Raw genomic sequence first — 19991 nt, forward strand, 5'->3', positions numbered from 1 at the left:
GTTGATTTTGGTGTAGGAACTTTAATTATACAGGCTCATATTGAATGGGTCTTTTTTTATTTATTTTGAGTGGTGCACTTAATATTACAATTCGTCATGTAAAAATAATTCCAGCTGCAGCTCCGTATCCAAACGTTTTTTTAATCTTTTAATCGCCTCATTTAAGCTCTTTTCAAAGTGATCGACCTCTTTATTAAACAAGTCTTGCGCTTTGGCCATTATTAAACTCTTTAATTCCGTTTCACATACAAGTGCATAAATTAACCGCAATTCGTCCCCCGTTGCGGCTGTGATTCCCTGTGCTAAATAGTGTCCATTCATAGTTGTCACTCCTCCTATTTATTTTAGCACTTATTACTCAAATTAAAAGAATTTTAAATTCTTAATACCTATAAAAGACGATAAATAGCACCTATCTAGCAATTATAATTTCAAAAAAACTGAAACAGGACCCCTTAACAAAACGTTCGTCGAATTCCTTCCCTATTTTCGTACGTACAGGCGTTGAATAATGTATAATTCGCCGTATAAAAAAATGAGTACGCATGTAAATACGTACTCCTTAATGAAGATATGTTCAATGAAGTTGATCGGGTTAGTGAAGATAGTGAATACAGTGAGTGATGGTGGTTATTTAGTTGATTCTTTTAGATTATATAAAGAATTTGATACAGCAGATCAATTTGAAAAATTTGCTGATTTTTTTGATGATAATGATTTAGAAGAAGTTACGATGAAAGAAGTTAGTGACTGGGTAAAAAAATGTTTTGACAAAGCTCAGGTTACATTGCCTTTGTCTATTTATTTTAGATTTACAGATGAAGTCAACGCATTAAATCTAGTAACAGGTAAATGAGAAGATCAAATGGAAATAGAATTATAAAAAATCTATTTTCTAACTTTAATTATTGAACATGCTCTTCTTCCAAACAAGTTGCCATTTTTAACTTCACCATCAAGAGCAAGAGAAACCTTTTCGATAAATTTGTTCGCGAGAAGTCACCCACCTAACGCGTTTATCGCTGATGTTATTTTCGTAATACTCCATACATTTTGCATCATTCAAGCTTCGAACCGCAATTTTTCACACTTTGTGGCTGTGATTCCCTGTGCTAAATAGTGTCCATTCATAGTTTTCACTCCCCTTTATTTATTTCAGTACTTATTACTTAAATCAAAATAATTTTAATATAACGCATACAAAAGAGAAATTGGTATTAGTCATACAAAATTGTAGACGTCTACAAAAAGTTGTATAATATATGTAGACGACTGAGGGATAGTATAAAATCAAATGCACAGGTATTAAACCTGTATTAAAGGTTTATTGCAGGAACAAGGAAAATCTTATCAAGATTTGAGTAATGATACAGGTATTAGTAAATCTTTGATTGGTCATATGTTATCAGGTGAACGTGTCATGAAGCCAGAACGTTTAATAATAATTGCAAAAGCTTTGGGTACAGAAGTAAATGGTTTAATCCAAGTGAACGAAACAAATGACCCCTTAGAAATTGTTTTTAGGGGTGAACTAACAAATCGCCAATCGAAGCGCACTTTTGAAGCAGTTCTTTTTGCGATTGAAGATTATGTAACAATGAAGCAGGCGGACTAGAATGCACGTGAACAAGCTGAAAAAACTGCTGAAGCCTTTGCTGCTTCTTTTTTAGACGATGTTTATGGTTATGATCTATTTTTAGGTTTTCAAATTGAACGAATTTTAAGTGAAGAAGTGCATTTAGTCTATAAAAATATCGAAGATGGTGCTTTTTTTGGTGCAGCTGTTACACATCAATCAGGCGATAAATTTGTAGTATTAAATACACATCATCCTTTGAGAACACGCTACTTTACTGCAGCACATGAGCTTTGGCATCTTTCAGAAACAAGCCAAATGCAAAAGGAAAGTTTTGATTATGAACGCGCCGCAGACCGTTTTGCAACATGTTTAATGTTACCAAAGCCACTTGTAAAGTCTTTATGGAAACGCTTTAAATCAAAGTGGAATGAGGAACAGGCTGTACTTACGATTGCAGATTTATCTGCTGCTCCTTATAAGACAGTTGAGCGCCGAATTATTGAAGTTGGGGAATCAATTAAAGTATCTCATCCCGAGGAAAAGTGGCAACAATTACGCGAACACTATGCTTTACCAGAGTCGCCACTTGATTTAGCGATTCATACTACACAATTTCATGCCTATGAAAAGCAAGTGTTACTACACGTAGAGAATGGTTTAAATCCTTTAACAGCAAGTAATAAACTTGCAAGCTTTGCACCAAATGTTAGCGAAAAACTTCGACAACAGGGTATCACGAATGAATAAACGCCAAGGGAAAGTATTTATAGACACGAATATTCTTTTACATGCAGATATGTATCAACACGATACTATTTTCGACTGGATTGATGCGCTGTATGAAGAGGTTTCTATTCATCAAATGGTATTTTAAGTACCAATGTTAATTATCAAACTAAAACCCTAGCTCATATAAAAAAGGTTAAATAAGTACATTGACAATCAATCATACGAAAAGCAGGCATTTATGAAATTAAACATAAACGCCTGCTTTTTTAAATATTTTCTACTACTGCTTTTTGCATTAATTGTTCATATGTGTAAGTTTTACCGTGAGTTTCGATGTATTGTGCAATTTTAGAAACTATATGAGCATCGCCATATTTTTTCAAATAATTTAACGAACCAATAACGAGCAAATCATTTTTAACACGTGAAAAAGCTACATTTAACCTCGCTTCATCTGAGAAATAGGCTGTTTTTCTTTTCGCACGAGTCATACAATAAAGGACGATTTCTGCTTCATCACCTTGATAAGCATCAATTGTATTGACACTAATGTTTTGTTCATAAATATCAATTCCTTGTTGGCGAAACATATTTCGAATGAAGCGATTTTGCCCTTTATAAGGACAAATAACGGCGATTTTTTCGTTAATTGGTAATGTTTTACGAATTTCCTCAACCAATTGAACGACGATTTCTGCTTCTCTTTCATTCGTGATTGTTTGATTTATTTTTTGCTCTTGATAAGTAAAATCATTATCCATATTTAATAAGTTTAAATGGTGATCAAAGTACTTTGTTTTACGTTGATGAGTGCTTTCATGACTAATTAATTGCCCATCGTAAAAAAACTTACTAATCATATTGCCAATAATAGCAGGCATTCGATATTGAGTGTTTAACATCGTTTTATTTGTTTCTGGTAAAGTTTCATATAGTCGTTTAAATAGACTTGTTGTAAACAAATCATTTTGGCAATATTCTGCCTCTACAAGCTCAACTTTTTCTGCGTCATACAGCGCTGGATTAATAACAGGAGGAAGTTGCTTATGATCACCGATAATAATGCATTTTTTCGCACGATTAATTGGGATTAAAAGCTCAGCCGGCAATGCCTTTCCAGCTTCATCGATAATGACTAAGTCAAATATGACGCGATTTAGCCCGATTTTCCGTTGCATTAAACCAAGACAAGTGGCACCAACAATTTTATGGTTCCTTACGAAAATTTCACCGATGATGGGGGCTTGTGAGCGGTCATCGTTAGAAACAATTTGTTGCCATTGTTTTGCATATGGTGATAAATTTTCTGCAACTTCACTTTCATCAAGTAGCTTCGTATAGGTAGCATATTTTTCATCAAAACTAATTGGCTGCAATGCCTCATCAATTTTATCAACGTTACCACAGCGAATCATTTGTGCCGTTAGCTGCTCATCTAATCCTTTAAGCACATTATCAATCGCTACATTTGCTTGCGAGACGATTAAAATACGCATGTTCGGAGAAAGCTTCAAATGCTGATGAATCAGCTCACGAATCACCGTTGTTTTCCCTGTTCCTGGAGGTCCTTGCACTAATGCGATATTTTGCTCTTTTAAACCGAGCTCTACTGCATATTTTTGAGAAGGATTTGTAAGCAACCCTTTATTTTTAAATGTAAGTAATGGCAGTGGCACTGTCTCTGATTCTACATTTTTTCCGTTTAAAATAAATGGTTGTAGTTTCGCGTTGACAAGCGTACCTTCACGGAATGATTCTAATGCTAATAGTTGTTGCTGTTCAGGATAACAGTAATTTTTTTCATACACTGTCACTGTTTGATGCGCGAATGTAAGCTCTCTGTTATTACTATAGTAAATAAGATGACTATTTGTCTCATCAAATTCTACTTTGAGCTGTTTATCAATAAAAAACTGTGGTCTCTCATTGCTCAACTGCTCATTTAAAGCTTGAATAATTTCATCTGGATTTAAAATGTCATAACTATGTTTGAACAATTTACCGAGCGGCAATTGTTTAACACTTACTTGCCCTCCCCCTAGTTGACAGCTAATTGTGCTCCCTTTTGATAAATAATGAATAAGCTGTTCAGTAACTTCCGCCCATTTACCGAAAAACTGGAGTCCTTCTTTACTGTTTTTCAGTTGCTCTTGAATTTGAATTTCTTTTACAATCATCGTATTTAAGTCGTACATATTTTGAAAGCTTTCCTCATTTAATAAATGCATTTCCGAATCAACAACGAGTTCAAATTCGGCATCCATTACAAGGAAAATATCATCCACTTTAAATGCATCGGATAAAGGAAGTAATCTGTCAAAGCGCAAATAAGGTTTTTCTGTCTGTATCATTTCAACACGAAATATTAAAAAATCACTTAATTGCAATTTTAAAAAACTTTCTTCAATCGGTCCAATTTTCCATTCTTCAGAAGAACAGTCTTGATTTTGCTTCTCATAATAGTTGATAAATTCGTCGGCACCAACTTCATCAAAAACAATAGGTAGCGTAGTAAATTGAAATGCACGCAAACTGTCTTCATACTTTTCACTAACATATACTTTATTTCTTAATAAACCATGCCAAGAAATAGGATAAACTCGTACTGTACTATCAATAAGCGGCACTTTGAGAGGATTTTTTAAATCATTTATACGCATAGACAGTGGTACACCTTTATACGACATTTCAATGTGTCCACGCTCTGTATAAGCTGCTACGGTCGCTTGTACACCAACTTTAGATTGCTGTAGCGCAACAAGACTAAACATACCTTTACCGATAGAAGCCTCATATAATCCTTCTTTTTTCACATAATTTTCAATAAATAGCGGAATATTTGCATTATCTGGCAACTCATGACGCTCTTCCTCATCTACGACATGCATTGTATAAGATGTGTATTTGTTTAATGATTGTTCTAAATATGCGTCGTTGAATGCTTCTTTTTGGACATAAATGATTTTTCCAACGTACGGGTAATGCTCTGGCAGTCTAAATTCAAATAGGAAATCTTCAGCATCTAATTCATATTGATACTTAGAAATCATTGCGCTATGTCCTTTTAAATAAGACACATAGGCTTCTGCCTTTTCAAAACCGACTTGAAGCTCACGGAATAAGTAATTGAGTGCTTCTTTCCTCAATATTGTTTTTTCTTTTTTGATCACATCATTCATGCGATTACGGGCTTCTCTAATTTGCTCACGAATATTTTCTGCTTCTTTCATATGTGCGAATGTCATATTTTTATAGCGTTTCGTAAACGTCTCATACTGTGCACGTTGATTTTCATCGTATTGCTGTTGTAATTCTCTCTGTAGTTGTTCAGCGTTTAATATCGGATCCGAACAATATTGACGTGCTAATTCAGCTTGTTCATTTTTGAACTGTTCGGCTTCCTTCCGCATTTGTTCTTGCTTTCGCTTCTCCTCCTCGGTCAATTCTCCGAATAAAAAGCTTACAGCGGCACTACTAATACCAACAGCGGCAACTCCTAATAACATAGGGATAAATGGTATAGGCATTTGAAAGTCCTACCTTTCTGACGGTATATCAATATAATGTGTATTTGCCGGTGTTTGTAAAGCAGTATTAATCGTTGAAATACACGCTTGCATTTGTTTGCTCACTTCTACAAAACCTGCTGATAAATCTCCACTAAAATATAAATGCGCATGCTTTTCGTAAGCATTGGCAATTAAATCGAATATTTGTTTTTGCGTAGCAAGTACCATCATACGCTCTTTATGCTCCTGTTCATTTTTCAACCGTTTCGTAATTTCTTTTTCACGTACGGTTTGGAATACATGGTCTAATTGTCGCGCTTCTTGTTGCTTTTCAATACGTATTTTTTCCACTTCTGTCGTAAGTTCATCACGTTTATAATCTAATTCTATAATGAGCTTGTCTAAATCATGTTGTAATTCATTTTGACGTAAATCAGCTGCAATCTGACTCTGCTTCGTTTCTTGCTTTGAGGCATAAATTTTATTTGTTAAATCTGTAATGGAATTAATGACTGTAACGGCTGAGTTAATGTAATCCATTTGATGTGAATGGCGTGCGTTTAAATGTTCTAATGTATCTTCTACTTTTTGTGCAGGCTTTTTCGCACTGTTTAATTTTTGTTTTGCTTTGTTAATATTTAATCCCATTTAAATCGACTCCTCTATTAGTTTACATACGTCCTTATTAATGAGACGGTAATTTTCATTAAATGCCTCTTGTTTTTTAGTATCAGCAATCGTTTGTTGAATCGCTTGTTTACAAAGTTGTAAACTAATGTTATAACTTTCCAGCATTTTACGAACCATCTCTTTTTGCTGTAATTGCTCCTCGGCTGTTTGCTCATGCTTCATTAACATCGTTTCAAATTGTTGTTTATAGCTTTCTAATTCATGATTGAGATGTTGTGTCACTTTTTGAAGCTTAAGAAGAATTTTTTCATTTTGCTGCGCGATTTCATCATCCATTGCTTCACGTTTTTTCGCATAAGTTTTTCGAATGATCTCTTTTTCTAATTCAATCGTTTGTTCGAGATAAGCCGTCTGTTTCACTGTTTCATTATAGGTGATAATACTGCCCGTCATTTCAATTAAATTTACGCCTGTTTGAAGTGTGACATCGAATAAATTTCGTTTTTGAACACCGATCAGAATGTTTTTTGAGCGCGATGCCATATGTCCTAACAATCGCAATGCTGTTCTCGTCATTCAAATTCCTCCAATAATTGATCTGAAGAAGCATACACTATATATGGTGCGCATTCTTCTAATACCGTCGTAGCAAAGAAGTTGTGCTGTAAGCCATTAAATTGTGTGTTTATTAAACGCTCGCTAGGCGGCATGTACATCGCTTGGATTTTAAATAAATGTTTGTCTGAAATTTTTTCATTTATTGCTCCTAATTGGAATTGCTGTTCAAAAGGTAACCAATGATAAACGCGTTCTTGTGGTTTCAATTCCTCTTTATAATATTGTTGTAGAGCTAATAATTGTAAGGATTTTTCTGACAATAATTGTTGGTCGTAAATTTGTAGCTGTTCTAACGTACTTAATACAGCGTTATGATAAATAAGCTGTTGATGAGAAAAGGTGACTGCAATACTTGGGATATTCAGTTGAAAAACGATATCTGTGTTTGCATCCTTCTCACGCGTGTAGTGAAGAGCTTCTAATGACGCGTATTGTTTTATGAAAAAATAAGTTTTTTCATTCGTTATATCCAGATGAACTTCAAGTGATGAAATTTCTTCTTTAGATAATTGATTCGCTTTAGAGCACGTGAACAAATGATGTTTACGAAATACAACGTCTGCATCATTATAGTTAGGATTTGTTGTTTGTACCCAAGTAACTTTACTTTTGAGTTTCGTGCCTTGCTCCTTCTCTTTTAGCAGAGGGCAATTTGCTAAAACTTTTCCACCGAACAAATCAATATAATATGTTAACTGTTGCGCATTGAAATAATCAATAACATCAATAAGATTTTTATAAGAAGTTCCTATCGGTGTTAATATAGCGTATTCATCTAAAAGTCCCCATTCTATTAAACGGTGAATCTCTTCTAACACTAAATGTTCCTGTAGCATCGTCACATGTTGAATTTCTTGCTGCGTATGCCCATCTGCTATCATACAAAAAACAAATTTTGTAAATGCTTCTAATTTTTTTAATCTGCTAGAGGTAAGCTTAAAGGAAGCTGGTTTTATAGGTATACTAATCGTAATAGTTGGATCAATTTGATTCATATATGCCTTACCTTTCTTCAACATTTAGATTCATCAATCAAAAAAATTAAATGTTTTCATTTGCATATTTATTAGTAAATAAATAGAGCCTAAAATGGTGATACATTGTTTATATTTTCTCTCTAAATTTGTTATCTTTGTTAATTTTTTTGTACATTCCACATTTCAGAAACACGCTCATAGTGTTGAATCATTGCTGTTTCGAGTTGCTTTACTGTTTCAACTTGAGCAGCAGAGTTGCCAACAATTAAAACAGAAATAACTAGATTTTTTGCATTCGCATTCATACTTTGACCAGATTGATGTGTACGACCGCTATTACTTGGTCTAACATAATCTCGTAATCTTTTTCGGAAGCCACCGTTATTATATTCAATGGCCCTTCCAATATATTTAACTTTTCCGTTTTCCATGGCTTTATATAGACCGATTGATTTGTTGTAAGGTTGTAACTTTTCAACTGTTAACTCTTCAAGCTTCCCTATCGTAATCCATCTTCTATCCCATTCATCTAATGTACACCCTCCGAACCTCGGTTCATTACTCATATTACTACTATTTCCTTTAACAGATGAATGTCTATCTAATTTTGCTTGTCTTTTAGAAGCTTCCTCAGTTGCGGCAGAAGTTGCTTTAGCTATTAAATTAGGTGCTTGTTCAATTGCTTTTTTCGCTAAATCTCCTAAGAAGTTTTTTAATGACATAACATTATCCTCACTTTCAAACTAGTAATTAATTATTTATATTTACTATTAAACTCTGTACCAGTTTAATATTTTTAATTTTTCCATATCTAATATGGAAATAAAAGGAATTTTATCATGTTATTATATTAATTGATCACCAAATTCCAATCGTTTATATAGACACAAAATATCATTCTATATATCTTAGCAATATACGAGAAAATAAAACATGATAAATTTAAGCTATAAATGGTATGACAACACTTTTAGACAACTTCTAACGCTTATAGAAAATTAAATGCCCTGTATTTGCAAATGTTACAGAAAACCCCGTTCGAAAAATACCTAGTGCTGCACTAAAAAAGCCACGAATCATTGATTTAACAATGATTCGTGGCTTTTTTTGTATAGGAATTAATTTTTTTGCTTTTTCATCATAAACTCTTCATATTCTGCCCAAATTATGTATGCTAACCCGATTAATAATGCAAGAACACTACATATGTTTAAAGGATTGCCAACATATTCTAAAATTGCGTTAAATAAATCTTCATCCCAAATTGGTACATTTGAACCGAAGATAGCTGCACTTATATATTTCGCTGAAAATAAAAATGCGGCAATTGCTATAAAAGTAACGCCTGTTCCACGTTTGTTCATACAATTCTTTCCCTAAATTTTTTCTCACTCTTACTATATTTTTGTGGCACCCGGAGATATACTTATATAATTATATCAAAAATGTATTTTTAAAACAAAATCTCTCTAATTTTGTAAAGACCGATAACACTTTTTCTTGCTTTCATAAATTGAACTATTAAATAAAAAGTATATGAGGATTTGTAGTAGATACTCATTTTAATTTATGATATTATAGACACACAATATCCTTGATTGAGGTGTAAAAAGCATGAAGTATTCTAAAGCGACGAATTATGCTCTCCATACAGTCGTTTATATGGCACAAGAATCACTAGAGCACCCCATTGGTGTAAAGCAACTCGCTGAAACACAATCGGTTTCACCGACGTATTTATCCAAAATCTTAACGAAACTCGCCAAAGAGGGCATTGTTAGATCAATTTCAGGCGTAAATGGTGGTTATACACTTACTATTCATTGGGAAGAGCTATCATTTTTAGATATTATCCAAGCCATTGAAGGTAAAGCATCTATTTTTGAAGATTGCTTATATCAACATGAAGATTGCGAAATCAAGAATGTTATGCTAATGGCAGAAGAAAAGCTTGAGCAAGAACTAAGAGAACACAAAATTGTGGCATTAGTGAAGAAATAATAATGGATATTTAATCCATTATTATTTTTGACTTAATCATAGACATTATAAGTCTTTTAAATCTTCAAATGAAAAGGTGGAGTTACAATGGAAAAATTCAATTGCGTAGTCATAGGAGCTGGCGCTGCTGGTTTAAATGCAAGTTTAGTATTAGGACGTTCCCATAAAAAAGTGATGCTATTTGATAATCAGCAAAATCGAAATCGTGTCACACAAGAATCACATGGCTTTTTAACACGTGATGGTATTGCACCAGCTAGTTTCAAGAAATTGTCACTTGAAGATGTATTAAAATATCCGACCGTGCAGTATGAGGAGCAAACCGTTACGTGTATTACTCGCCAAGATGATGACACGTTTAAAGTAGAAACGACAGAATCTACGTTTTTAACAGAAACAATTTTAATCGCAACAGGGGTACAAGAAGAATTCCCAGCAATCACTAATATTTATAGCTATTACGGAAAAAGCTTATTTAGCTGTCCATTTTGTGATGGCTATGAAAACAGTCACCAGCCACTTGTTTTTATCGTTGAAGATGAGGCACACGCGTTAATGAAGGGTAAATTGATTCAAAATTGGACAAATAATTTATTAATTGCTACAAATGGGCATGAATTTTCAAAAGAAGCATTAAATACATTAACAGCATATGGCATAGAAATCAGCATGGAGCCGATTAAGCAGTTAATTGGTGAAGATGGCCAATTACAAGCCATTCAATTTCTTTCAGGACAGCAAATCGAACGTGCAGGTGGGTTTGTAGATACGAAATTTATTCGTAAAAATGACTTTGCAGAACAGCTTAAATGTGAGATGAATGAGCTTGGAGAAATTGTAGCTGATGAATCAGGACGTACCTCACAAAAGGGTGTTTATGTAGCGGGAGAAACCGCTAAAATTGAACCATCATCACTGATTATGGCAGCAGCTGAAGGTTATAAAGCAGCAATTGCAATTGTATTAGATCAGACGAACAATAGATAAAAATAAATTAAACGCCAAGTGAATTTATCATTTGGCGTTTAATTTATGAAGTCACTTCATATACACAAAATATTTTATGCTCTCGAAATTATGCTTTATGCCCAGTTAAATAACCAAACATTTATCGCCAAAGTAGATGCCAATCGTAATATTCAAGCTGGACACCCCCTTCAGCTAGACGTTAATATGGATAAGGTTCATTTCTTTGATGCTGAAACAGAACAACGTATTATTTTAAATTAATCGTTCATAAAAAAAGAATTGCTGTGCGCAATCCTTTTAAGAGACGAATAATTAATTAGTTAATTTATTAACAAATTAATTCATAATAATTGAATCATCGCGATGCCAACGATAATGATGACTAAACCCATTATTTGCATTAGGCGTACGCGATTTTTTTCTGAATGAAAAAGGCCAAATTGCTGTACGATTACACTCGCAGTCATTTGTCCAAAAAGCGCAAATACAACAGTTTGTCCTGTCCCTAAAACTCCTGCTAAATAGGCATTCGCCAGTACAAAGGTTCCACCTAAAATCCCTCCGAGGAAAATCCACCACGGCGCTTTTTCACGAAATGGGGTGAGCACTTGACGAAATGAATGTTTCGTCACGACAACGATACAAGCAAGCATCAGCATACCGACAAAAAAGGAAATGAACGCTGCATGCGGTGCGGAATGAAGTACCGTACTTAAACGTCCATTAACGGCTACCTGTATCGCTAGTAGTAGACCACCTACAATGCCTAATAAGCGCCAAAGCCATTGTCTATTTGTCAAAACTACTACTGCTTTTTTTCGATAAACGACAAGCACAACACCAGTTAAAACGAGTAGTAATCCGGCGAATCGAGCCCATCCAAAAGCATAATGTGGTACTTGAAACCAACCATTATGATCAATAAGCATTCCCATTATTGTCATGCCAACAATCGGTAAGATTGCCGTTTGCACACTCCCCAGCACCGGAAATAAAAGCACATTTGACATCAATGCCACGGCACCACATAGGCCACCTATCCATATATATAAAGGCTCTGTTTCAAAAAGAGTAAGCGGAAATCCGAGTGATGCACCTGTAACATACGTCATTATGATGAGAAAAGGAAGTGCCACCGTAAACGATACCCAGGATGTTACATATGCCGAGCCCACATATATACGAAGTTGTGCATTTACCGCTGACTGAATTGCCATAATTACACCGATTGCCATTGCCAGAGCAAACATCTCACGCCCTCCTTTTATATGTCTCTTCCCATTTTCCCTAATAAAAAAAGGGGTTACAGAATAAATTCTGTAACTCCTTTTACTATTTATTCGTCCTCATCTGGATTTATCCACTCATTCGTATGCAAATCAAGCATATATGGACCATCATGCACTCCGAAATAAATTGGATAGCGAATGTCTGAACCATTTGCTTCATCAAAGCAAGCCTTTATCCATTGCCCAAGCTCTGCAATCAATACATCCTCAAGCTCATTTTCTTCGTAGAATTCTTCATATACTTCTGAATCCTCACCATAGCCATACACATCAAGCCATTTATCAAGCAGTGCATCCTCTAAGAAATCTAATGATTCTGTACCCGCTTCATCAAACATATCTGCCATGAAAAACAATTGCATATCGATTGTAGGCTCGCCAATAAAAGCCATCACCTGTAGCAATGACACATCCTCAGAATAGCTTTCCTGCTTCACCTTTTTAAATCCTTCGATTATTTCAGCTGAATATTGAGAAAATTGTTCATGTAATGATGCTTTATATCCCTCTACTGTCCACTCCATACCAACACCTCTTTCTAATAATATTTTATCATCATTAATAAAAAAAAGTGCTTTTAAATAGTATTGTTGTTTTTTATAAAAAATAAAATTATTTTAATAAATATATTCTTCTAACCTAGAAGCTAAATGCAGTAAAAATGGCAATTTATAACTTCCCTTATATTGATGTGCGAAGTTTCGATAATTATGTGTTAAAGATACCCATTCATCTGGATTGTCTTCTTCATTTAAATGAATAGGATATAGCTCTACTAAATTAGAAAATTTAAACTCTCTTCTAACATTTTCAGCTAATAACTTACTATTACTTTTATATAAAGCATTTTTATATGCTATATCATTAGGTCGTTCAGCCAAACTATAATAAACATGTTCTAAACTAAACAAACCTGTTTTAGATTTATAATCCCCACTCTCTTTTACAGGATTTAAGTAGTGAGGAACTTCATTATTAACTCGAACTCGAATAATTCTAAGTTGATTATCTGGTTGTAAAATTAATTTTTCATTTTCTTTTCCTTTTTCAAACCATATAGATTCTAATGTATATTTCTCCTTCTTTTTTATTGTGGACAAAGTTTTATCAGTTAAAAAAGGCCATTGTTTACGTGTTACTCCATCACCAATGAGTAACAATAAATGTGGCTGATTTTTTATATAGCTTAATTCATAAAGTTTATTTTTTATATCACCTATTACACGATCCGGATTAAATTTCAAGTAGCCATCTATAGTAGCTACTTCTTGAAAAGCTAAACAAGCTTCCCAATAGTATTTCTGTCCATTCCACAACGCTGGACATTCTACCATAATAGGCCCTTGATTTGGTTTACGAATTAAATAAACCATAGTAGGTTTAGTATTTCCATAAGGTGTACGTTTAAAATTTATAATATGCATAGCAGATACCATTGTATTATAGTTAATATTTTTATATTTTTTTGTTTCAAACGGATCTACATATCCTAATTGTCGAATCAAATCTAATAAAGCTATTTCAATACGTTGTTCGATTTCTAATGGATTTGTACTATCTAAAAACTGTGTTAATCGTCCTGTAGTTGCCATTCCTGCGCGAATTGCTTTTTTTGGATCTTCAAGGTTTTTATAATAAGGTACCCCTTTGTCATCTGTATAAGGCAACAGTATAAGACAAGCAGTCAATTCTGTTACAGTAGGTAATTTATTTTGAATTTGATAAATTCTTTCTTCATGACGTTGTTTCTCCATTTTTTTAGTCACATCTAATTTTGTCAACAATTCATTTTGTTGTTCATATGTCACTGTAATACGAAGATGCTTACTTTGTAATTCACCTTCAGAAACTCCTAGCCGCTCTTTAAATTGTCTTTTAATTTTTTCTAACAATTCTTGTTGAGCTCCCATGTAATAAATCTTAAAATGAATAGAATTTACCCCTGTGGAATTGCGAAGAACTTCATGAATTGTATCAACATTCTGGTAATTTTGTATAATTGAAGCTCTTTTATTTTGACCAATAATGCTCTTTTCACGCAACGGTATTGGATATTTTTCTATTATATTTGTTAATTCATTTGAAATCCAATCGTTTAATAAATAGCGATCACGCATACTTTCTCCAGAACCGACTGCTATTTTCCCAAATTCTAAACGATGCGCCACGAAAAAATCCGCAAATTTTTTAGGTTCTTTAATAAGTTCCTCTACATCTGGTAAAGGTTTATTTATATATGTGGTCTCATACATAGTTTTTAGTAATGGTTCCCATTGTATTTCATTCTTATTTTTCATAATTTCTAACCGCGCAAGTCGATTTCCAATTGCAGCATAAACGGTTGTATTCGCACTGTTCCAATTTTTCAACGGGACTTTATAATCCATCCACCTTGTAATATTAAATTTAAATTGAAGCATCGGTACTCGGTGATGCGGCGTCGTTTGAATCGTTACAGTTAAACGAATAGAATAATAAACCCTTTTTGTCTTTGTTTGATAACAAAGACTATTAGGATAAGAAAGCATCCCTTTTTCTGTTGGAATAAATCTTATTACTTCACCATTTAAAATCAACGGGTTATTATTTAATTGACTATAAATATAGCGCGGTAAAATTTCGAAAGCTAAACCATTCTCATGAATATATCCTTCCTTTGTCGTCAAAGGAATCTCTTTTTTATCAACTTCTACTTCTGAAACATCCTCTAAATTATTGGCCCATTCTTCAAAATGCTCTTTAGCAAAACTGCTCTTGATTTTTGATACTGTGATTTCTAAACAGTTTTGAAAAATTGTAATTATTAGCGATGTATCAATCGGTTTACTAGATATAATCCATGTAGTATCTCTATAGGAGTTTGATAAATCATTTACATACATAATATTCGGATTCCATGTATATAAAAATTGAGCAATTTTTTTAAAGGGTAAATATTTTTTATCACTCTTTAAAGCCATGCTAACGACTTTAAAACTTTCAGTCCATTGTTTAGGATACTCATAATAATAAACCGGCATTGTTAAATCCGCTTGTAATTTGTACGCTTGTAATGTGATTTCTTCAGACATGTTCTCGTCCTTTCTTTAGGCCCGCTAAAAATGGCATATATAGTTTCTCCATAAGTTCGCCGTCTTTTTGATAGGTAAATTCCTCTTCTAAATAAGTTTCTATTTCTTTTAGCAAATCAAATTGAACATTTGTTTTGCTCTTGAATGCAGCATCTAATAAATAAATAGTTGGTGGAGTAGCTTGAACATCTGTAACTCTTAGTAATCGTCCCATCAATTGCATTAATAAAATTAAGCGCGATACAACAATATTTGTTTTTTCTAACTCACTTGTATGTTCAATCCCGTAGCTATATCTTAAAATTTTATTCCAAGTAATATACGCTTCTTTTTGGCATTTCACTAAATTTTCAAACATTTTAGTCGCCTCTTGTCCGTCATTTTGATACATTCTACGCTCTGTCACAACACCATTCACAATCGAAACAACATTTCCAATCTCTCTTGGTTTTGACATAGGGCGTACAAAGAAGAACATCTTGTTAAACAGCGAATGTCCTTCTTCATTCACAATATTAAAACCTCGAGATATTGCTGTAGCTGGTGCAACTAAAATTTTATAATTTAAATTTTTTGATGAATTTAATTTACTTCTTTGAACGGTATTTTCTGTTTCCACATCAGCATCTCGAATTAAACGAGATACTTTTACTCCTAATAACTCTTTTAATTTCTTTTGAACAATATAGGCTTGTTCATAATTATTCACAATGATAAGTGATCGACCCTGCGCTTGATAGGCTTCTAAAAATAAATGCTTTTGTGATTCACATAATTTAAGGAGCGCTTCTTTTTTCTTTAAATTACCTGATACTCGAATATTTGTCGCTACGTGAATAATTTTTGATTTACTAATAAATAATTTCACATCATCAAGAGCATCTAACAAATAATTCACAGGACGAGCAATATGATGTGTATTACTACCTGGAGAATAACTAGAACCTGAAAGTAATAATACATTAGGACCTTGTGGCTTTCCCGTTTTATCAATTTTCAAATAAGGCATGTCAATCATCGCACTACGCCCAATTGCTTGTTGTTTGAAGATTTGAAGAGAATTTTCTTCAGAATCATATAAAAATCCAAAGCGATTTCCCGCAGGAGCTTTAGGCAATAATTTTGCGAGTTCCCCATTCATTTTTCGGAATATATTTATGATACTACTGTCCTTAAATAAATCTTCTTGCATTTCTTCTAATTCGTATTGTAAAGATAACAAATATTTTTCTGTGATTGCTAAAGCTAATAAAAACTGTACTGCTAAATAATGTTCTTTTTTCACATTATACTTTTTAAAGATTTTTTTGTAACTTTCTGCTATTCGTCTTTTCTCTCCCGTATATACTTCTGCAACATTTAATAAATCTTTAGATCGCTCTTGTAACATTTCTTTTAACTCTGGAGATAAAAAAGGCGCGTTCGAAATCAAAATATTTAAAGAAAACCACTGCCCCTCATTTATTCGTTCAAATTGTGTTAAAATGGTTTTTTTCTTTATTAACGTTTTTAATTCCGATAATCCTGTTAATACAGTTATAAATTGAACAATGGCATCCCTATAAATATCCATATCTCCTGTGGAAATACTTTTGGTAGTATAATTTAAAATATAAGATGAATTTTCTTTTAAAATTTTTTCTACATAATCAGATTCATTTGTTAATTTATCTAAAGTTTCTTGCACAGAATCTGCTTCGTCGAATATTACTAGGTCAATATAATCAATAGCATATTCCAATAACAATAGTCGCCCACGGTTTTTTATTATTCCAGTAAAATTATACATAAGGCTATATGTGTTGGTGAAAACTGCAGATGCCTCTAGTAAATTACGAACATCTTGCTTTCTTGGACAAATAGAATAAAAGGGACACAATATTTTTTTATTTTCGTATTTCAATTTATAACATGGTTCTGTACCATAAGTTCCTAAAGAATTATATTCACCTTCAGATAATTGACTTATATAACAATTGCCGGTTAAATGCGTAGCAATATTTTCTTTCAATATCATTTCTTGCTCTTCAATAGTTTTTTGAATGCGTTGATCTTGCTTTTTCTCCCCATTGATAGCTGATGAATTAATTCCTAATGCTTGAAATATTTCAACATTATTTAAAACATCTTTTACGGTTTCTGACACCAACATTACACGATAATTTTTTTGAGACAATGTATAAATTAATACATGAATTAACGTTGATTTTCCTGTTCCCACCATACCAATTATATGACAAACTTCTTTAATCGTAATTTCAGACGTTTCATATAATGAGTTTCCTTTCCCTAAAAGTTTAAAATTGTGCATTCTTTTAAAATACGATTGCTTTAGGTGTGGTGCATTTTCTTCCAATAACATATCCATTTTTAATGCTGATTCTTTTAACTCAGAAATCGTTACAGTTATACTGTCACACTTTCTTTTTATTGGTTCTACTAGAGATTGCGTTGGTAATTTATAATCATTAATATAAATTTTCCTTCCATCTAGCTCTACATACGGTATATCTGTAATTGTTTTAATATTAGAAACAGTAGAAGTTTGTTCTTCTTGAAACATCCTGGTATATAATTCTATGCGTGCGTCAATAAAATCTGTTTCCTTCTTTAGTTCCTTTAAATTTGTTAAATCAAAAAGTCTTAAATTATTCTCCAAACATTTATAATTTTCTACAGCTTTATACAATTGACTCTTACTAGAGATGTAGCTTAAATTTATTGCTAACATATCTAAATTATAGTGGATTGAATTCAACTCTTCTTTATTTGTCTTGTGTAACCCTTGCAGCAAAGCGTGTATTTCACTTATCTTTTCTGAATAACTCCAAATATAATTAAAATACAGTAAGGCCTCCAAGCGTATTGCTTGTAATACTTGTTTTTTTGATAATTTATTCTCCCCTAATTGATGAACTTCAAATACTTTGTTGACAATACTATCTACAAATGATTTAGCGGTCATCTTTTTTCGCTTCCTTTCTTTTAATCATATGCTCAAATTCCTTCATAGATATACAGGTAATTTCTTTAGAAACCGGCAATGCTTGCTTAACAATATCAATATAGCCATTTTTACGTAGTCGATCATTTGGAATAATTAAGAAAGGTTTTTCATTTGGATATAACTTATTAAAAATTCCTTTTTGTTCAATGTTATATTTTAATGAATATGGATGCCTAAAACTTTTAACATCTACAGCCAATATTTCACCTGCGATTTCAATTTTCAAATCATACCTGTCTTTATCAGGCCAAAGTTCCGTTTTTGAATGCTCAGGATCACAAAATTTTTGTATGGCCAATTCATCTTTTCCAGGCAAACATATATATTTCATTACACCAGCATTTAAACGTAACACAGGAGCTTTAGCATCTTCAAAGTCATTTGCAATAGCTAACTTAGTCATTTTTAAAAATCCATCTGTTTCTCCACTGCATCTATAATCTATACAACGCAGTTTAATTCTATCTTTAGTGACTGTCCAACCACAATAACCACATTGCCCAATCACATTTGAAGAGAAAGGTTCGTAGGCCAAATCTATGAAATTTTTCAAAAAGGTATTATCTAATCCTATATCTTTGCCCATTTTCAAGAAATCCCTATTTTCTTTCAATCCAATTAATGGATTTTCAACAATGAATTTTCTTAAAAATACATATTGATGTGGTTCTGTATTAAACATTTCTTGAAAAACCATATTTTGCATTGTATTTTGATTATATTTTTTACATTCATCGGCAAGTTCACGGCACCAATCAGTTGTATAAAACATTGTATTATCCTTATACATATAAACTAAAAAATCTTCCGCATCAAATCCATAATGAAAATAAAAATTTTCATTTGCAGTTGGGGGCCATTCTTCAAGAGGTAACGAAAAATAATTTAACAGCGCATCAGTTTCATTTTTAGGGGCAATAGGAATGCTTTTTTCATCCAAAATATTCATTTTCAACATCATTAAAGCAAACTTTTGAATAGCACTAATTAATTCAGGTTGTTGGAAATAGCCGAATTCATTGTCTCTATTTTTATTGTAGGTTTCTTCTTTTACTACTAGTCCATAAGCTATCTCTGTAAGTAATTCATAAAATGTCCTCTCCAAAAAAATCACCTCACAAAAAAATACTTTGCGAAATTAAACACAAAGCATTCCTACATTCTTAGATCACAAATATACACAAAAATAGTCCTTGAGTATATTGTGATTAAGTAGCCTATGTTATTATTCGCATACATCTATAATATAATTAAAATTTCTGAATATTTCAAATTTTAACGCTCTAAATAAATCAGCCTCACCAAATCACTCATCACCTCAAGAAGCGGGTTTTGGATACGACATAATTAAAAATATGTGCCAATCAAAGACGATTGGCCGATGAATCTCGACAGTTTTATTAGAAATATTGCATAACCTTGTCAACTAAACTTTTATTTCACGACATCTTGAAAAATAGTTATTATTTATGATTCCCGGCAAAGTCGAATTTTGTGCAAAAACGCGGTATAAATGTCAACTAATCTATGTACATAAACGCTTACTTAAAGGTGCACAAAATCACGCATCATCAGATGCTAAATGGTCTTTTAAACGATATGAATCTCCAAC

The 19991-nt window shown here is 32.9% G+C and carries 19 protein-coding genes; 7 read left to right on the forward strand and 12 right to left on the reverse strand.

What is annotated here, in order from left to right; all coding sequences use genetic code 11:
- Positions 1–84: 84 nt before the first annotated feature.
- Positions 85–321, reverse strand: a complete 237-nt coding sequence (locus ACFSY7_RS12360) for a hypothetical protein (RefSeq protein WP_380148050.1) — start codon at positions 319–321, stop codon at positions 85–87.
- Between the two features lie 286 nt (positions 322–607).
- Between ACFSY7_RS12360 and ACFSY7_RS12365 the strand changes: the two genes are divergently transcribed.
- The 4 genes from ACFSY7_RS12365 to ACFSY7_RS12380 all read left to right on the forward strand — a co-directional run bounded on the left by ACFSY7_RS12365 (position 608) and on the right by ACFSY7_RS12380 (position 2453).
- Positions 608–856 (forward strand): hypothetical protein, encoded by a 249-nt coding sequence (locus tag ACFSY7_RS12365; protein WP_380148051.1) that lies wholly within the window; start codon positions 608–610, stop codon positions 854–856.
- A 471-nt stretch (positions 857–1327) separates the two neighbouring features.
- Entirely contained in the window at positions 1328–1615 is a 288-nt protein-coding gene (locus ACFSY7_RS12370) for a helix-turn-helix domain-containing protein (RefSeq protein WP_380148052.1), read from the forward strand.
- Between the two features lie 117 nt (positions 1616–1732).
- A complete protein-coding gene (locus tag ACFSY7_RS12375) occupies positions 1733–2326 on the forward strand; it encodes an ImmA/IrrE family metallo-endopeptidase (RefSeq protein WP_380148053.1) in 594 nt (197 codons plus the stop codon).
- On the forward strand, positions 2319–2453 hold the full coding sequence (locus ACFSY7_RS12380) for a hypothetical protein (RefSeq protein WP_380148054.1): 135 nt from the start codon (positions 2319–2321) through the stop codon (positions 2451–2453). The genes ACFSY7_RS12375 and ACFSY7_RS12380 overlap by 8 nt, the downstream gene beginning before the upstream one ends.
- Positions 2454–2574: 121 nt before the next feature.
- Here ACFSY7_RS12380 and ACFSY7_RS12385 read toward each other — a convergent pair whose 3' ends face one another.
- The 6 genes from ACFSY7_RS12385 to ACFSY7_RS12410 form a co-directional block, all read right to left on the reverse strand.
- A complete protein-coding gene (locus ACFSY7_RS12385) occupies positions 2575–5814 on the reverse strand; it encodes a DEAD/DEAH box helicase (protein ID WP_380148055.1) in 3240 nt (1079 codons plus the stop codon).
- A 30-nt stretch (positions 5815–5844) separates the two neighbouring features.
- Positions 5845–6465: a hypothetical protein gene (locus tag ACFSY7_RS12390; RefSeq protein ID WP_380148056.1), complete on the reverse strand. Its 621-nt coding sequence runs from the start codon at positions 6463–6465 to the stop codon at positions 5845–5847.
- Positions 6466–7023, reverse strand: coding sequence for a hypothetical protein (locus ACFSY7_RS12395; protein WP_380148057.1), 558 nt, complete (start codon positions 7021–7023; stop codon positions 6466–6468). It lies immediately after the preceding gene.
- Entirely contained in the window at positions 7020–8060 is a 1041-nt protein-coding gene (locus ACFSY7_RS12400) for a hypothetical protein (RefSeq protein ID WP_380148058.1), read from the reverse strand. The genes ACFSY7_RS12395 and ACFSY7_RS12400 overlap by 4 nt, the downstream gene beginning before the upstream one ends.
- A 140-nt stretch (positions 8061–8200) precedes the next feature.
- Positions 8201–8764, reverse strand: coding sequence for a hypothetical protein (locus tag ACFSY7_RS12405; protein WP_380148059.1), 564 nt, complete (start codon positions 8762–8764; stop codon positions 8201–8203).
- A gap of 396 nt (positions 8765–9160) precedes the next feature.
- Positions 9161–9406: a hypothetical protein gene (locus ACFSY7_RS12410; RefSeq protein WP_380148060.1), complete on the reverse strand. Its 246-nt coding sequence runs from the start codon at positions 9404–9406 to the stop codon at positions 9161–9163.
- A 250-nt stretch (positions 9407–9656) separates the two neighbouring features.
- Between ACFSY7_RS12410 and ACFSY7_RS12415 the strand changes: the two genes are divergently transcribed.
- The 3 genes from ACFSY7_RS12415 (at position 9657) to ACFSY7_RS12425 (ending at position 11273) form a co-directional block, all read left to right on the forward strand.
- Complete coding sequence (locus ACFSY7_RS12415; RefSeq protein WP_380148061.1) at positions 9657–10043, forward strand: Rrf2 family transcriptional regulator; 387 nt, start codon at positions 9657–9659, stop codon at positions 10041–10043.
- Between the two features lie 87 nt (positions 10044–10130).
- Complete coding sequence (locus tag ACFSY7_RS12420; protein WP_380148062.1) at positions 10131–11030, forward strand: NAD(P)/FAD-dependent oxidoreductase; 900 nt, start codon at positions 10131–10133, stop codon at positions 11028–11030.
- Between the two features lie 90 nt (positions 11031–11120).
- A complete protein-coding gene (locus ACFSY7_RS12425) occupies positions 11121–11273 on the forward strand; it encodes a hypothetical protein (RefSeq protein WP_380148063.1) in 153 nt (50 codons plus the stop codon).
- 80 nt (positions 11274–11353) lie between these two features.
- Here the strand turns inward: ACFSY7_RS12425 and ACFSY7_RS12430 are convergent, their stop codons facing one another.
- The 5 genes from ACFSY7_RS12430 to ACFSY7_RS12450 all read right to left on the reverse strand — a co-directional run bounded on the left by ACFSY7_RS12430 (position 11354) and on the right by ACFSY7_RS12450 (position 19484).
- Positions 11354–12262, reverse strand: a complete 909-nt coding sequence (locus ACFSY7_RS12430) for a DMT family transporter (protein ID WP_380148064.1) — start codon at positions 12260–12262, stop codon at positions 11354–11356.
- Between the two features lie 86 nt (positions 12263–12348).
- On the reverse strand, positions 12349–12825 hold the full coding sequence (locus ACFSY7_RS12435; RefSeq protein ID WP_380148065.1) for a hypothetical protein: 477 nt from the start codon (positions 12823–12825) through the stop codon (positions 12349–12351).
- Positions 12826–12918: 93 nt separating this feature from the next.
- On the reverse strand, positions 12919–15372 hold the full coding sequence (locus tag ACFSY7_RS12440; protein ID WP_380148066.1) for a pPIWI_RE module domain-containing protein: 2454 nt from the start codon (positions 15370–15372) through the stop codon (positions 12919–12921).
- On the reverse strand, positions 15365–18337 hold the full coding sequence (locus tag ACFSY7_RS12445) for a hypothetical protein (protein ID WP_380148067.1): 2973 nt from the start codon (positions 18335–18337) through the stop codon (positions 15365–15367). The genes ACFSY7_RS12440 and ACFSY7_RS12445 overlap by 8 nt, the downstream gene beginning before the upstream one ends.
- Positions 18327–19484, reverse strand: a complete 1158-nt coding sequence (locus ACFSY7_RS12450) for a restriction endonuclease-related protein (RefSeq protein WP_380148068.1) — start codon at positions 19482–19484, stop codon at positions 18327–18329. The genes ACFSY7_RS12445 and ACFSY7_RS12450 overlap by 11 nt, the downstream gene beginning before the upstream one ends.
- Positions 19485–19991: the final 507 nt, after the last annotated feature.

The organism is Kurthia populi (assembly GCF_042686175.1).
GTDB lineage: Bacteria > Bacillota > Bacilli > Bacillales_A > Planococcaceae > Kurthia > Kurthia populi.

What these genes read in the sequence shown, in the direction of transcription:
- ACFSY7_RS12390 (WP_380148056.1), bottom strand. Translation starts at nt 6,465, where the DNA reads ATGGGATTAAATATTAACAAAGCAAAACAAAAATTAAACAGTGCGAAA.
- ACFSY7_RS12405 (WP_380148059.1), bottom strand. Translation starts at nt 8,764, where the DNA reads ATGTCATTAAAAAACTTCTTAGGAGATTTAGCGAAAAAAGCAATTGAA.
- ACFSY7_RS12360 (WP_380148050.1), bottom strand. Translation starts at nt 321, where the DNA reads ATGAATGGACACTATTTAGCACAGGGAATCACAGCCGCAACGGGGGAC.
- ACFSY7_RS12435 (WP_380148065.1), bottom strand. Translation starts at nt 12,825, where the DNA reads ATGGAGTGGACAGTAGAGGGATATAAAGCATCATTACATGAACAATTT.
- ACFSY7_RS12425 (WP_380148063.1), top strand. Translation starts at nt 11,121, where the DNA reads ATGCTTTATGCCCAGTTAAATAACCAAACATTTATCGCCAAAGTAGAT.
- ACFSY7_RS12410 (WP_380148060.1), bottom strand. Translation starts at nt 9,406, where the DNA reads ATGAACAAACGTGGAACAGGCGTTACTTTTATAGCAATTGCCGCATTT.
- ACFSY7_RS12420 (WP_380148062.1), top strand. Translation starts at nt 10,131, where the DNA reads ATGGAAAAATTCAATTGCGTAGTCATAGGAGCTGGCGCTGCTGGTTTA.
- ACFSY7_RS12380 (WP_380148054.1), top strand. Translation starts at nt 2,319, where the DNA reads ATGAATAAACGCCAAGGGAAAGTATTTATAGACACGAATATTCTTTTA.
- ACFSY7_RS12430 (WP_380148064.1), bottom strand. Translation starts at nt 12,262, where the DNA reads ATGTTTGCTCTGGCAATGGCAATCGGTGTAATTATGGCAATTCAGTCA.
- ACFSY7_RS12440 (WP_380148066.1), bottom strand. Translation starts at nt 15,372, where the DNA reads ATGTCTGAAGAAATCACATTACAAGCGTACAAATTACAAGCGGATTTA.
- ACFSY7_RS12385 (WP_380148055.1), bottom strand. Translation starts at nt 5,814, where the DNA reads ATGTTATTAGGAGTTGCCGCTGTTGGTATTAGTAGTGCCGCTGTAAGC.
- ACFSY7_RS12400 (WP_380148058.1), bottom strand. Translation starts at nt 8,060, where the DNA reads ATGAATCAAATTGATCCAACTATTACGATTAGTATACCTATAAAACCA.
- ACFSY7_RS12415 (WP_380148061.1), top strand. Translation starts at nt 9,657, where the DNA reads ATGAAGTATTCTAAAGCGACGAATTATGCTCTCCATACAGTCGTTTAT.
- ACFSY7_RS12445 (WP_380148067.1), bottom strand. Translation starts at nt 18,337, where the DNA reads ATGACCGCTAAATCATTTGTAGATAGTATTGTCAACAAAGTATTTGAA.
- ACFSY7_RS12395 (WP_380148057.1), bottom strand. Translation starts at nt 7,023, where the DNA reads ATGACGAGAACAGCATTGCGATTGTTAGGACATATGGCATCGCGCTCA.